12 protein-coding genes are annotated in these 15,139 nt (G+C 43.0%); 7 read left to right on the top strand and 5 right to left on the bottom strand.

Features of this window, described 5'->3' with window-relative positions:
• The first annotated feature begins 6 nt into the window (after positions 1 to 6).
• Positions 7 to 2,070 (top strand): tRNA(Met) cytidine acetyltransferase TmcA, encoded by a 2,064-nt coding sequence (locus LDO51_RS16655; protein WP_225575472.1) that lies wholly within the window; start codon positions 7 to 9, stop codon positions 2,068 to 2,070.
• Here LDO51_RS16655 and LDO51_RS16650 read toward each other — a convergent pair.
• Entirely contained in the window at positions 2,051 to 2,245 is a 195-nt protein-coding gene (locus tag LDO51_RS16650; protein WP_036953252.1) for a YpfN family protein, read from the bottom strand. The genes LDO51_RS16655 and LDO51_RS16650 overlap by 20 nt on opposite strands.
• 118 nt (positions 2,246 to 2,363) lie before the next feature.
• Between LDO51_RS16650 and LDO51_RS16645 the strand changes: the two genes are divergently transcribed.
• The gene (locus LDO51_RS16645) at positions 2,364 to 2,756 is read left to right on the top strand and encodes a DUF454 family protein (protein WP_225577299.1); all 393 of its coding nucleotides are present in this window, start codon (positions 2,364 to 2,366) and stop codon (positions 2,754 to 2,756) included.
• Between the two features lie 60 nt (positions 2,757 to 2,816).
• On the opposite strand, the gene LDO51_RS16640 is transcribed toward LDO51_RS16645, so the two are convergent.
• The 4 genes from LDO51_RS16640 to LDO51_RS16625 all read right to left on the bottom strand — a co-directional run bounded on the left by LDO51_RS16640 (position 2,817) and on the right by LDO51_RS16625 (position 5,826).
• Positions 2,817 to 3,488, bottom strand: a complete 672-nt coding sequence (locus LDO51_RS16640) for a M15 family metallopeptidase (protein ID WP_225575471.1) — start codon at positions 3,486 to 3,488, stop codon at positions 2,817 to 2,819.
• Positions 3,485 to 4,615: a succinyl-diaminopimelate desuccinylase gene (dapE, locus tag LDO51_RS16635; RefSeq protein WP_225575470.1), complete on the bottom strand. Its 1,131-nt coding sequence runs from the start codon at positions 4,613 to 4,615 to the stop codon at positions 3,485 to 3,487. The genes LDO51_RS16640 and dapE overlap by 4 nt, the downstream gene beginning before the upstream one ends.
• 11 nt (positions 4,616 to 4,626) lie before the next feature.
• Positions 4,627 to 4,998 carry an ArsC family reductase gene (locus LDO51_RS16630; protein WP_225575469.1) on the bottom strand — a complete coding sequence of 124 codons (372 nt, stop codon included), beginning with the start codon at positions 4,996 to 4,998 and terminating at the stop codon, positions 4,627 to 4,629.
• 207 nt (positions 4,999 to 5,205) lie between these two features.
• Positions 5,206 to 5,826, bottom strand: a complete 621-nt coding sequence (locus LDO51_RS16625; protein ID WP_187129243.1) for a LuxR C-terminal-related transcriptional regulator — start codon at positions 5,824 to 5,826, stop codon at positions 5,206 to 5,208.
• Positions 5,827 to 6,275: 449 nt separating this feature from the next.
• Here LDO51_RS16625 and maeB point away from each other — a divergent pair, with 449 nt between their 5' ends.
• The 5 genes from maeB to LDO51_RS16600 all read left to right on the top strand — a co-directional run bounded on the left by maeB (position 6,276) and on the right by LDO51_RS16600 (position 15,118).
• Entirely contained in the window at positions 6,276 to 8,555 is a 2,280-nt protein-coding gene (gene maeB, locus LDO51_RS16620) for an NADP-dependent oxaloacetate-decarboxylating malate dehydrogenase (protein WP_225575468.1), read from the top strand.
• A 153-nt stretch (positions 8,556 to 8,708) separates the two neighbouring features.
• The gene (locus tag LDO51_RS16615; protein WP_225575467.1) at positions 8,709 to 9,602 is read left to right on the top strand and encodes a ChaN family lipoprotein; all 894 of its coding nucleotides are present in this window, start codon (positions 8,709 to 8,711) and stop codon (positions 9,600 to 9,602) included.
• Positions 9,603 to 9,732: 130 nt separating this feature from the next.
• Positions 9,733 to 10,542 (top strand): energy transducer TonB, encoded by an 810-nt coding sequence (locus LDO51_RS16610; protein WP_336432172.1) that lies wholly within the window; start codon positions 9,733 to 9,735, stop codon positions 10,540 to 10,542.
• 27 nt (positions 10,543 to 10,569) lie between these two features.
• Positions 10,570 to 12,702 carry a S9 family peptidase gene (locus tag LDO51_RS16605; protein ID WP_225577297.1) on the top strand — a complete coding sequence of 711 codons (2,133 nt, stop codon included), beginning with the start codon at positions 10,570 to 10,572 and terminating at the stop codon, positions 12,700 to 12,702.
• 154 nt (positions 12,703 to 12,856) lie between these two features.
• Positions 12,857 to 15,118 carry a TonB-dependent receptor domain-containing protein gene (locus tag LDO51_RS16600; protein ID WP_225575466.1) on the top strand — a complete coding sequence of 754 codons (2,262 nt, stop codon included), beginning with the start codon at positions 12,857 to 12,859 and terminating at the stop codon, positions 15,116 to 15,118.
• The last annotated feature ends 21 nt before the right edge of the window (positions 15,119 to 15,139 follow it).

Below are 15,139 nucleotides of genomic sequence, written 5' to 3'. Positions count from 1 at the left end.
TTGGCGATGAAAAATTCATTACAAGCGATTGTTGAGCAGCTACATCATATCGGTTTCCGTCGTTTACTGGTTTTATCTGGGGAGCATGAGTGGGTCACATCTGTGCTTCAGCAATTGCAAAGTTTCTTAGCGGGGGATTGGCTCTGTTTCTCACCAGAATTACCCAATAGTATTCCACCGGAAAAAGCCCAGCTCCTGCTTGGACGTGAATTTGTTCATGGTATTTTTGATGCACGTAAAGGGTTACATAGCGAAGCGCTGGCTATTTTAGCGGGGACCCTAAAAGCAGGAAGCTTGTTGGTGCTTTGCACCCCGCCCCAATCCTTATGGGCGCAGCAAAATGATGTGGATAGTGTGAGGTGGAATGAGCAATTTGGTGAAATTCCCACGCCGAATTTTATTCACCATTTACAGCGCACTTTCCGGAATTGCCCTGATGTGCTGTTTATTGATCAACAGGTTATGGAGCAACAGGGAGAGGAAAAAAATCAACCGCGTAGACTGAATTTGTTACCCGATCACCCCAAATGGATAGCACCCAGTGGTCAGCCGACCCAACAGCAACAAGATGCGCTTGGACAATTGCTGTCCGCAAAAAACGGAATATGGGGATTGATAGCCCCTCGCGGACGAGGTAAGTCCACCGTTGCAGGTATGCTGATAAAGGCATGGAAAGGTGTGTGTTGGTGTTGTGCGCCAGCGAAAGTGACCACCGGCGTGATTGCCGAATATGCGGAACATGAACTCAAATTTTGGGCGCCTGACGTACTTTTGCACTATTGCCAATCAGGGAAGAAGATTGATGCTGATTGGTTAATTATTGACGAAGCTGCCGCCATTCCTTCCCATATTCTGCGACAGATTATCGCCTTTTTCCCACGGGTACTCATGACCACGACGGTGGAAGGTTATGAGGGTACGGGGCGTGGGTTTATGATGAAATTTTGCGATAGCCTCAAAAATTTCACCTCGCTGTCGCTCACTCAGCCGATCCGCTTTGCAGAACATGATCCACTCGAAAGGGTTATTAACCAAAGTTTATTATTGGAAAGCTCTACATCGGTAAATGTCGTGTCAGAACCGATTATTCTCAAGTCACTTAGCCAGCAGCAACTGGCTCATGATCCCAAACAGCTCCACGCATTTTATGGTTTATTAACTGCGGCACATTATCGGACTTCGCCGTTGGATTTACGTCGATTATTGGATGCACAGCACCAGCATTTTGCCGTCGCAAGCCATCATAATCAGGACGTTATCGGCGCTGTATGGATGGTGGATGAAGGTGGTTTAGATGAGAAGCTGAGTTGGCAAATTTGGGCAGGACAACGGCGTCCACGGGGAAATCTAGTTGCACAATCCCTCGCTGCGCATTGCTATTTTCCTCAAGCCCCGACATTACGTTCTCGGCGAGTGATGCGCATCGCTGTAAATGCTGGCTATCGTCGCCAAAAAATTGGTTATCGGTTATTAGAATCGCAAATTGAACAAGGTATTCTGGACGGATTAGATTTCCTTTCGGTCAGCTTTGGTTTCACGCCAGAATTATTGGCTTTTTGGCAATCATCAGGGTTCCAAATCGTGCGAATTGGACGGCATGTTGAGGCGAGTAGTGGTTGTTTTACGGCGATGGCGATGTTGCCATTATCCGCGGAAGCTCAGTCAATTTGCCATTTAGGGCAACAGCGATTACAGCGGGATCTATTCTGGCGTCATGACCTTAATGAATTTTGTCTGAAAAGCACATCTGAGCAGCTACTGGATGACGGAGATTGGCTAGAATTAGTTGGTTTTAGCGATTATCACCGTTCGTTAGCCACAAGTGAGCCATCATTACAGCGTTTTTTAACGGTTTTACGGCAAAAACACTCGGACGAAATGACAGGCTCTGCCCTTGGGGCCTATTTTTATCAAGGGCTATCTGTTGAAAGTATTGCGATGCAACTCGGCTTAGCAGGGCAAAAACAGTGGTTAAAACGCGCAAGAGCCGAAGTCGCGCAGTGGCTGAATAACTATTACCCTGAAGAGGTGCGAGGGTTAAGGCAACACATTAGCGCTTTTTGTCCTTAGGCCAGTCGTCGTCTTCATCATCCCAGAGGTGATTATTATCTTTGTGAGGCGGAATTTCAGGTTTGTCATCTAAATACTTTTTGGGGTCGAGTCGCATCATCTCTTTTACTGAGTTCCAAATGACCCCGACTAACAACAGTAAAATGATCCACCAGTAATCGGCTAACCAATGCATATTTGCCTTCTTATTTTAATCATAATAATGTGTGCCCATGCTCACATGACGCAGTTTGCTGGCTTTAGTGGGGTAATTTAACCATGTTTTTTGTTGTAACGGGAGAGTCTGAATGAATATAAAGAAAATCATATTCATTACAGTAGGGTGGATTGCGGTTGGCTTAGCTTTTCTTGGGGCCATTTTACCGGTCATGCCAACGACCTGCTTCTTATTATTGGCGGCATGGTGCTTTTCCCGTTCTTCTCCACGCTTTCATAATTGGCTGCTGTATCGTTCATGGTTTGGCGGGTATTTACGTCACTGGCAAGCACATCGTGCGTTACCAAAAGGTGTAAAGCCGAAAGCCATGACGTTAATCGTGATTACGTTTACCTTTTCGATTTGGGTGGTCAGCTATGGGTGGTTAAAAATCGGATTATTTTTAGGAATGTGTTGGTTACTGATTTTTATGTACCGCTTGCCTGTCGTGGATATGTCAAATTCGGATAAGAATAATGCAGATTTATGATGGCGTGATGGGCGTAATGGGGAAAGCTGTCACTCAGTAAGAGACTGAGTGACAGATAAATTATTCAGGCGCTTTGATATAGCGGTTAAAAACATACTCAAGGTTATCTAATAACCAGGCTTTTCCACTAATATCTTCTTCGATGAGCACTTGTCTAACAATTTCTGGCGTCAATAGCTGCTCAGCTTCATGGGATAACGGCCAATAACTAATATGCCAAGGTTCCTCCGCAACACCTGCATTGGTAGCGGTGAAAGGGCGGTAGAAATCAAAGGTAGCCATATTGTCGGTTAACCAGTGATTAAGCTCAGCAAAATAACCTCCTTCTTGATATTCCCATGGTTCTAGTTGCAAGGTTTGACCCACAGGAATGCGTAGGGGATCGTAAACATCAATCTCAGTACCCCAGTGATGGCGGCTCGCTCCTGGTAGTGCTGACCAATGCAAAATCGCCTCACATAATTCCCCTTCCGTTAATGTTGAAATATCTAACGGTTGGCTATGGGTATCAAGAACCGGGCGTTTACCTGCAAATTTTTCATTCCAAATGATCTGCTGGCGAGCAAAATCACGAAAAGCACTGGCAGATTGTAGCTTAAAGCCCGCGCGTGCCGCAGCTTGCTGCATGGCAAGAAACGCTTTAGTGGTATTAAACTGTAGGCGGTGATTACCACCCAATGTCACTAAATGGTCGGTGGAGCGCCCCGTTAGCATCTCGATGGAGAGAGTCATAGTAATAGCAGCTCCATAATACGTTCGTAGATAACGGCGAGCTGTTGTAAATCATCAACGCTAACGCACTCATCCACTTTATGGATCGTCGCATTCAATGGACCTAGCTCGATAACATGGGTACCCATTTGGGCGATGAAACGTCCGTCAGAGGTCCCACCGCTGGTGGATAAGGTGGTTGTGCGCCCCGTCACTTCTTGGATGGCTTGCACCGTTGCACTCACTAATTCGCTGTCACCCGTCAAGAATGGCTGACCCGATAAGAACCAATCTAAATGATAATTCAGCCCGTGGCGTTCTAACATGTCAGCCACGCGTTCACGGATCATGGTATCTGTCAGTTCGGTGCTAAAACGGAAATTAAATTGTACTTTTAGTTCACCGGGAATGACGTTATCGGCACCTGTACCCGCATTAATATTGGCGATTTGCATGCTGGTGGCTGGGAAATATTGGTTGCCATCGTCCCATTTAGTCGAAACTAATTCTTGCAGAAAGCCTGTTGCGCGATGTACTGGGTTATCAGCAAGATGTGGATAGGCAACGTGCCCTTGTGTTCCCAAAATAGTTAAGTGAGCGGTGATAGAGCCGCGACGGCCATTCTTAATGATGTCACCAAGCGAAGACTGGCTGGACGGTTCTCCCACTAAGCAGTAATCGACTGGCTCATGACGGGCTTGTAACGTTTCGACCACTTTTACGGTACCGTGGGTCGCTTTAGCTTCCTCATCGGAGGTAATTAAAAACGCGAGACGGCCAGTATGGGCAGGGTGTTTTTCTACAAAGCGCTCAGCGGCAACGACCATGGCGGCAATAGAGCCTTTCATGTCGGCAGCACCACGACCATATAAATGTTGATTGATAATTGTTGGCGTAAATGGCGGAGTTTGCCATTTACTGTGGTCGCCAGCAGGGACGACATCGGTATGACCTGCAAAGGCGAGAGTTTTGCCATTATCACCACGGTGAGCCCAAAAATTGAGAGTATCCCCAAATGGCATTTTTTCTACGGTAAAGCCGATTTTATTCAACCGTTCGGTGAGTAAATCTTGGCAACCTTGGTCATCTGGGCTAATAGAGGGACGGGCGATAAGTTGTTTTGCAAGTTCAATGACAGGGCAGTTCATTGAGTCACCTTTTATTTTGTGAATTTTTGGTAATCGTCGGCGTTAAACCCGACAAGATAATGACCATTAGCAGAAACAAGAACAGGGCGTTTGATCATCGCAGGTTCAGCCAGTAAGACTTTTTTCGCGCTATCTGCATCGACAACTGCATTTTTTTCTTCATCGCTGAGTTTACGCCAAGTTGTACCGCGTTTATTTACCAAGGTTTCCCAATCGATGTGTTGCAAAAATGTAGAGAGGAGTTCATCAGTGATGCCATCAATGCGGTAATCATGGAATTGGTAGCCGACAGCGTTATCGTCTAAGTAACGGCGAGCTTTCTTAATGGTATCGCAGTTTTTAATTCCGTACATGATATAAGGGGATGCAGGGGTGCTGGACATATGATTTTCCTCTGATGGCGAACAATGTATGCCATACATAATGCGGGAAAATGCAATTATGGTCTACCCCTTTGAATCGAAAAGATTTATTAATATAACAAGCGATTTAATAATAACTAAGGCAGAATTAATATTCATAATTTTATATATAAATAATAAAATAATTAATTTAGATAACTTACATTAATTAAATTAAATCAGATGAAATTATTTTGAACGCATGTATATTAAACTGGCTTCTAAACGAGAGCGGACTCGTAATTTCTTTAAGACATTTCGGATATGAACTTTAACGGTTTCTTCAGAAATAAATAATAGTTGAGAGATTTCTCTGTTTTTTAAACCAGCAGCCATTTCATGCAATATTTCGCATTCACGGCGAGTTAATGTGGAAAGTGGATCTTTAGATTGATGTCGAGTAATAAGATGCTGATAAACTTTTTCGCTAAATACATGGTGCCCCTCCATCGCTTTTTTCATACTATTAAGCAGCATATCGAGTTCGCTATTTTTTAATAAATAACCTTGAGCGCCTGCATCGATAGCGGCGTAGATATCGGTTTTCATCGTCGAGAGTGAAAGAACCAGCAAATAACTGTTAGCGCAATGCTTACGTAGTAATCGAATTGTTTCGAATGTTTTATTACCATGAAGAATAGTATCTATCAGTATCATATTGGGTTGTTTGCTAGTGGCGATATTCAACGCTTCTTTACTATTTGAAACCTCCGCCGTTACGTCAAAGTCAGCTTTTGATTTTAATAAATGGGATAATCCAAAACGAAAGATAGGATGTTCATCGATAATCATAACCGTGTGATTAGACATAGTGGGTTCCTTTTTTATGTCTGACAACTTATTAGATTAACTAGAATTGATATAGTTAAAATATAATGTATTTAAGATTGCATGAAGTCATTATTCTTAATTGATAAATTAATTAGCCGCATAAAAGCATGAATAATGGAAGCGAAAATTATGGAGCTGGATATATTTAAGGCTAAAAAGAAACAAGCTTTCGAATAATACATTAATTTTATGAAAATAATAACTAAGATTGAAAAAAATTAAAGTGATTTAAAAAATGATATGAATAAAAATAATAACAATATTGTGTATGTCTAGAAATTCGCCATTGTATTTTTGTGGGAAATCTGTGTAAATTCCTTGTAAATGAAAGATTTTTCTGGAAATCATAGGTGTGATCATGATTTGCTAACAAGATGTGTTTATACTGTGATGGCTCTTACCTTACCAAATTTTGAAAGGACTTGATGATGGATGATAAATTAAAACAAAGTGCTCTCGATTTTCATGAGTTTCCTCATCCTGGGAAAATTACTGTCACACCAACCAAACCGTTAACGACTCAACGTGACTTAGCTTTAGCCTATTCACCAGGTGTTGCAGTACCTTGCCTAGAAATCGCAGAAGAACCACTAAAAGCATATCGTTACACAGCGAAAGGTAACCTTGTGGGTGTTATCTCTAACGGTACTGCGGTGCTAGGGTTAGGGAATATCGGCGCATTGGCAGGTAAGCCTGTCATGGAAGGGAAAGGGGTACTATTTAAGAAATTCTCGGGTATTGATGTTTTCGATATTGAAGTCGATGAAACTGATCCTGATAAACTGATTGATATCATCGCGTCGCTGGAACCGACATTTGGCGGTATCAACCTCGAAGATATTAAAGCGCCAGAGTGCTTCTATATTGAACAAAAATTACGTGAACGCATGAATATTCCTGTGTTCCATGACGACCAACACGGAACCGCAATTATCTGTACTGCGGCGGTGATTAACGGTCTACGCATCGTTAAAAAAGAAATTAGCGATGTTCGTTTAGTCGTATCTGGTGCGGGTGCCGCATCGATTGCCTGTATGAACTTATTAGTGGCGTTAGGATTAAAGCGCGAAAATATCACCGTTTGCGATTCAAAAGGGGTGATTTATAAAGGTCGTGATGAGCGAATGGATGCGACTAAAGCCGCGTATGCCATTGAGGATAATGGTCAACGCACACTAGCGGATGCTATTCCTGATGCTGACATTTTCTTAGGTTGTTCAGGCCCTCGCGTATTAACACCAGAAATGGTGAAAACCATGGCGAAAGATCCGCTGATCTTAGCATTAGCTAACCCTGAGCCGGAAATTCTGCCACCATTAGCGAAAGAAGTTCGCCCAGATGCGATTATCTGTACAGGGCGCTCTGACTATCCGAACCAAGTGAACAACGTTCTATGCTTCCCATTCATCTTCCGTGGCGCGCTGGATGTAGGCGCAACGACAATCAACGAAGAGATGAAACTGGCTTGTGTTTATGCTATCGCTGACTTAGCGCTGGCGGAACAAAGTGAAGAAGTGGCTTCAGCGTACGGAAACCAAGACTTGTTCTTCGGCCCTGAATATATTATTCCAAAACCATTTGACCCGCGCCTTATCGTGAAAATTGCACCAGCAGTGGCAAAAGCGGCAATGGAATCAGGCGTCGCAACACGTCCAATTGCAGATATGGATGCTTATGTTGAAAAACTGAATCAGTTTGTCCATAAAACAAACTTATTTATGAAGCCAATTTTCTCTCAAGCGAAAAAAGAGCTAAAACGCATCGTATTAGCGGAAGGGGAAGAAGAGCGCGTATTACACGCAACTCAAGAGCTGGTTTCCCTTGGTCTAGCATTCCCTATTCTGGTCGGTCGCCCTAGCGTGATTGAAATGCGTATCCAAAAACTGGGTCTGCATATTGAGCTAGGAAAAGACTTTGAAGTGGTCAACAATGAAAATGACCCACGCTTTAAAGAGTACTGGCAAGAATATTATCAAATCATGAAACGCCGTGGCGTTTCTCAAGAAATGGCGCGTCGTGCATTAGTTGCTAACCCAACTATTATCGGCGGTATCATGGTTCTGCGTGGTGAAGCTGATGGGATGATCTGCGGTTCAATCGGTAGCTACAGTGAACACTACCAAGTCGTCAAAGATCTGTTTGGTTTCCGCGAAGGTGCACATACTGCTGGGGCAATGAATGCCTTATTATTACCAACTGGTAATACCTTTATTGCAGATACTTATGTGAACGAAGATCCAACGCCAGAAGAGTTAGCCGAAATCACTTTAATGGCTGCGGATACGGTTCGTCGATTTGGTATTGAGCCAAAAGTGGCTCTGTTATCTCGCTCTAGCTTTGGCTCTTCAGATTGCGGTTCAGCACAAAAAATGCGTGATACACTGGCATTAGTGAAAGCGCGTGAACCAAATTTGGAAATTGATGGTGAAATGCATGCGGATGCGGCGTTGATTGAATCAATCCGCAAAGATGTGATGCCAGATAGCCCACTGAAAGGCTCAGCAAACTTACTTATTATGCCAAACATGGAAGCGGCGCGTATTAGCTATAACTTGCTGCGCGTGACAAGTTCTGATGGTGTCACTGTGGGTCCTGTGCTGATGGGTGTTGCGAAACCTGTCCACGTCTTAACGCCAATTGCATCTGTTCGTCGTATTGTTAACATGGTGGCGTTAGCTGCAGTGGAAGCTCAAACGAACCCACTGTAATTAGATTCATTATAATAGTTTCTCGAATGATTGATTAATCATAGAGCCCCGCATAAAGACTTCCATTGTTGTTAATGGGAGTCTTTTTCATTTGAAAATGATTCTCATTATCTGTATTTTGAATGACTTCAAAGTCACTATATGGAAAAGATAATGATATCAGCACGTTCTTTGAATTATTTAACGAAAAAACCACCACTGTTAAGTTTAGGGATACTTTTCGTTTTGAGTTTCATGCAGTTAGGATGTACCTCGCAAATACCAAAAACAGCTCAGCAATTGGACCCTCAATTAACGCAAATAGGCAAAATCATTGAGTTGGACTCCGGTAAATCCATCACTCCACAGCAGTTAATTCAAAAGCTTGCAGCCTCTCCTCGCGTGATTGTCGGGGAAAAACACGACAATATTTACCATCATCAAATCGAGCAGTGGGTTGCTCAAGAAATGCAGCAAATACGCCCCCAAGGTGCAGTACTATTGGAAATTCTCACCCCAGATCAACAAAGTCGAGTTAACAATGTTCAAAAACAGATGCAGGGGAACCCGTATATTCGAGATGAAAAACTGCAAGAGGTTTTACATTGGAATAATGGTTGGCCATGGGAGCAATACGGGGAGCTTGTAAAGTATTTACTGGCTCAACCATCCCCAGTTTTAGCGGCGAATATTAATCGAGATACAGTGATGGAGGCTTATGACAACCCGCCTACGCTCACAGGAATACATTCAACGCAGCCTGTTATTCAGGAAATGATCAGCGAAACTATTAAGCGCTCACACAACGGTGAGTTGGATGATAAACAAGCGAAAAAGATGCTGGTGATCCAGCAACTAAGAGATAGAGCGATGGCGAAGGGCTTATTAGATGCTCCAGCACCGGCATTGTTATTTGCAGGCGGTTATCATGCAACGCGAGCGATTGGAGTGCCGTTACATGTGCTTGATTTAGCGCCAGATGAGCCATTAAAAGTATTGATTATTTCGGAACAAGGCGAGGAAATCGATAACTTGAATGCAGATTATGTCTGGTACACGCCGAAATAATCAACAAATACGAGCAATACGATGTTTTTAAACTGTTAATTTTGTGAGGCAATCATCACACCTATTTACAAATAATTTCCATTTGCATTCGTTATTGATTATCATTCGCAACTCGGTAAGGGCACGTAAGATGAATATGAGCACAATAACGTTTGAAAGTGGGTATGTAAGTAAAATCTCCAAGATGGGCGGGTGGCTGGTTTTAGCCGTGGTGCTGCATATTGCCATTGTGGGTTTTTTTATCTGGATAACACACAATGCGCGATGGGAGGAGTCACTGCCGCCACCCTCGGTGGTGATGCAGTTATCTATCGAAGCACAAGCCAAACAATTAACAGAAGTGAACATTGGTCAAACCCAAGAGCTGGCTGTAGCGAGTGAATCCCATAAAGCGCAAGCAGAGGAAGCCATTATTCCCACACTGCCTGTTAATGATCAAGCGGAAGTGCAACTCACGAAAACAATGGCTAAAAAACCAAAGCCTGAGTTGAAAAAACAGAAACAAGAACAGCAGCAAGTGAAGAAGGTGCAAACCACAGATTCGAAAGCCAGCGATGCGCCAGTGACTAGCGATGCAGCTGCACTCGTCCAAAGCCAGCAAATTGCTGCAGAACTCAATAGCCAGTCCGAAGCCCTTGATAGCCTACAAAAACAGTGGGAAGCGATGGTACTTGGAAAATTGAATAAATATAAACGTTACCCTGAAGATGCAGGAAGGCGTAACCGCGTAGGTAAACCAGTGGTGATGTTTACGGTCGATAGCCAAGGTTTTTTACTTGATAGCAGTTTAGCGAATTCATCAGGCACACGTTCTTTAGACAAAGAAGCGCAGCAGGTGTTATCTCGCGCGGCGCCGTTACCCGTACCGCCAGCAGAAATACTCAAGAATGGACGGATAACAGTCAGGTTACCTATTGATTTTACTCTTAATGATAAATAGATTGGACTCACTATGCATAATAAAACCATGCGTAATAAAATTACCACTTACTGTGTGATCACACTACTTGGGTTATATGCAGCCAGCAGTGCTGCGGAGGAAAAAATGCTAGCACCAATAGCGAAAAAACAGCCCCATACCATGACTATCCACGGGGATCAGCGCGTTGATAACTATTATTGGTTAAGAGACGATAACCGTGAAGCACCGGAAATTCTTGAATATCTGAATCAAGAAAATGCCTATACCACGCAGCAGCTTGAATTGGGCGAGCCATTAAAACAGGAAATTTACGACGAATTATTATCCCGAGTAAAGCAAGATGATGAATCAGTCCCTTACAATTACAATGGCTATTCATACCGTTCTCGGGTTGTCGCGGGTAAAAACTATTCTATCTATGAAAGGCGCCCTATTAATAGTGATGGCGAATGGACAGTGTTAGTTGATGGTAACCAACGCGCGGAAGGCACTGAATATTACCGAATGGGGGCGCTAGCAATTTCCCCAGATAACACCACGATTGCTATCGCTGAAGACCGCCAAGGTCGTAATGATTATGCAGTTTCGTTCCGTAAAGTTGATGATGCTAAGTGGCAAGAAAATGTCTTGACTAACACTTCAGGCAATATTGTGTGGGCAAATGACAACTGCACATTGTTTTATGTTAATAAAGACAAACAAACACTGCTGCCTTATCAAGTGGTTAAACACCAATATGGAACAGCCCAATCTGCTGATAAATTGGTGTATGAAGAGAAAGATGATACTTACTATGTGAGTTTAGCGAAATCCACCTCCAAAGATTATATTCTGATCGGGATCACCAGCACCGAAACGTCAGAATATCGTCTTCTGGATGCGAACCAACCTGAACGTGATGCGATAGTACTACAACCTCGTAAAACGGGTGTGGAATATTACCCTGACCATTTTAATGGCAAATTCTATATTCGTTCTAATCATCAGCATCCGTTATTTGGGCTGTATATTGCGGATAATACCACGGCACCGTGGGTGAGTTTTATCGCGCCTCGCGATGATGTCGACCTTGAAGATTTTGCGTTATTTAATAACTGGTTGGTGATTGAAGAGCGTCAAAACGGCTTAGTGAATATTCGCCAAATTAGTTGGTTAACCCATAAAGAACATTCTGTGAGCTTTGATGACCCGGCGTATATGGCGTGGATTGGCAATAACCCGGAGCCAGATACCGATAAATTACGTTACGGTTACTCCTCCATGACAACACCATCCTCGGTGTATGAAATTAATATGCTGACTCATGAGAAACAGCTATTAAAACAAGAGGAAGTGAAGGATTTCAATAAAGCGAATTATCAAAGTGAACGTATTTGGGTAGCGGCCCAAGATGGGGTGAAAGTACCAGTTTCATTGGTTTATCACAAAGATAGCTTCAAACAAGGTAAAAATCCACTTCTGGTTTATGGCTACGGTGCCTATGGATATGGTATCGACCCATCATTTAGCTCTTCTCGTTTATCTCTGCTTGACCGAGGTTTCGTGTATGCGATTGCTCACATTCGTGGTGGTGGCGATCTAGGTAAAAATTGGTATATCCAAGGCAAAACCATCCACAAAATGAACACGTTTACGGATTTCATTGATGTGACTAACGCGCTATTGGCACAAGGTTATGGTGAAAAAGGCCACGTTTATGCGATGGGCGGAAGTGCAGGCGGTTTATTAATGGGGGCGGTCGTGAATATGGCGCCTGACCTATATGAGGGCGTAGTTTCAGCGGTACCATTCGTGGATGTTGTCACGACAATGCTGGACCCATCTATTCCGCTGACCACTGGTGAATACGATGAGTGGGGTAATCCAGAGAATGAGGAAGATTACTGGCGCATTAAAGCCTATAGCCCGTATGACAATATCAAAGCCCAGCACTATCCGCATATTTTGGTCACCACAGGGCTGCATGATTCCCAAGTACAATATTGGGAGCCTGCAAAATGGGTGGCAAAACTGCGTGATTTGAAACAAGGCAATTCTTTATTGTTATTAGAAACCAATATGAATGCCGGACACGGTGGAAAATCTGGTCGTTTTAATGCGTTAGATGATATTGCAAGAGAATATAGCTTTATTCTGATGTTAGAAAATAAAGCAAAATATTTCCCAGATTTAAAATAGCGTTACCCATAATAATTAGCCAAAAATAAGGCTATTAAGGATCAGCTGTACGGTTTATTAATACGGGCAGTTGATCCTATTCGCAGACACTATTTTTATTCTGCGTTTGCAATGTGAGCGGCTGTTTTATCAGTACGTTTACAGGAATGGTTTAATGAATAATAAAATAATAATCATGGTAGCTGGGACTATTTCCGCTGGCTTCCACGGCTTCGCTTTGTCTGAAAACACACAGCAGACAAATAAGCAGAAAGATGATGTGGTTAATTTTAGCCAATTAAAAGTGTCGGGTGCACAAAAACAAACGCCGTTAGTGAAAGCATTAGAAAAACCAGGTGCTTATAGCGCGGTCGGCACCGAGAATAAATTACAATCGATGGATAAAATTATCCGTTCGATGCCCGGAACCTATACCCAAATGGATGCGAGCCAAGGAACCATCAACGTGAATATTCGTGGGCTGAGTGGCTTTGGGCGCGTGAACATGATGGTGGATGGTGTCACACAAAGCTATTACGGAATATCGCCGAGTAAATTTACTCATGGTATGCAGCCAAGTAATGATTTTGGTTCACTTATCGACCCCAACTTTATTGTGGAGGTTGAAGTTGAAAAGGGGCAGTTGAATGGCAGTAACAGTGTTAACGCCTTAGCGGGAAGCGCAAACTTTCGAACTCTATCTATCGATGATGTGATTTTCAAAGATAATTTGTGGGGAGTACGAAGCAAAGGGAGTTGGGGAGATAATGGACTTGGTTATAACGGCATGGTTTCGGTTGCGGGGAAAACGTTATTAAATGAGGGTGATGGCTATTTTGGCGGCTTAATTGCTGTGAGTGGGCACAATATTCCGGGCAGTTATAAAAATGGTGATGGCTTTGATACGGATGAATTTGCAACGGATCCGACATTCAAACAAAAACCGCAATCTCAATTAACTAAATTAAAATATAAACCGAATGATAGCCATGAAGTCGAATTCAGCGGGCGATTTTTACAAAATAAATTAACCAGCCGTAAGATTAATAGCGAAGATTATTACCTTAAATATAAATACACGCCAATCAATGAATTGATTGATGTGGAAGTGCTGGCGAGCCATGGATTTAATACCCAAAAATTCCAAGGTGAACCAATTGGTGGGGCACTAAAAAATGCAGAATCTGAAAATAAATCAAACAGTATAAACCTCTCTAACACGAGTCGTTTTTCTTATGGTGATGCAGATTTTAAGTGGCAGGTTGGTTCGAAACTCATGAAAACCAAATACCAAAAAATCACGCAGCCTGTTGAAGACCCAAATACGATTATCAATAATCCATTCTCACCAAGTGGCACACAAGATATTCTGAGTTTGTATACCCAATTTGAGGCGCAGTACGATATTTACACGGCGACATTCGACCTCAATTATTTAAATTATCGCGTTCAAGGATACAAATATGCTTGTGATAAAACCGAAAAATGCTTCCCTCAAGAAGCCAGTACGTTAAATCTACGAGACAGTGGTATTAACCCTGGAGTATTAATCTCTGCTCAAGTCATCCCAGAATTCCAGCCATTTGTGAGTTACGCGCATTCGATGCGTTCGCCGAACTCGCAAGAAGCTTTTTCCTCGTCAAATGGTGGTCAGAGCATGAATCCATTCCTAAAAGGGGAAAAATCGAAAACTTGGCAAATTGGCTTTAATAGCTTCAAGCCAGATTTAGTGGTGGAGGGTGACCAATTTAACCTAAAAGCACTGTGGTTCCATACTCATATTAAGGATTACATAACGAGCAAATCTTTCCTGCTCTGCCGCGCAACTTCTCAGGAGGAGTTTGATTGGTGCTTAATCAACGATGATGTATGGAATAAAGAAAATCCAGCCATCTCCCAACGTGCGGATATCTATGTGAACGATCCACGGGATGTCAATTTGCGCGGTTATGAGTTGCAAGCTAACTACGATGCTGGCGTGTTTTACTCCATGGTTTCTTACACCAAAGAGTCTGGTAAACAACCGGTGTCAATTAACAGTACCTCGGTATTTAGTGCAGGGGACTTTACCCAATTACCTGAATATTATGTGACTTTAGATTCGGGTGTTCGCCTGTTTGATGAAAAACTGACTCTCGGCTCGACGGTGACTTGGACAGGGCCATCTAAACGTATCAGCCCAGTTCCTGACGGTGACATGAACGGGGATGCAATGACGGAGAAGTATGAAAAACAACCCACGATCGTTGACTTGTATGCCGATTATGAAATCAATAAGCATTTCAAATTGATGATGGCGATTAATAACGTCACTAATGAAAATTACACAGACGTGCTAAACCGTGCGAATTCTGGTGCTGTGATGGAAGAACGCGGCAGAAATAATGAAACGGGAAGAGGGCGCAGTTACATGATTGGTGGGCAGGTGCGTTTTTAAGCAATAATGCAATTGAGTCCC

This window comes from Providencia alcalifaciens (assembly GCF_020271745.1).
In the GTDB taxonomy this organism is placed as follows: Bacteria; Pseudomonadota; Gammaproteobacteria; order Enterobacterales; family Enterobacteriaceae; genus Providencia; species Providencia alcalifaciens_B.
The sequence above is the reverse complement of the archived record's forward strand: the minus strand, read 5'-3'. Positions and strand labels throughout refer to the sequence as shown.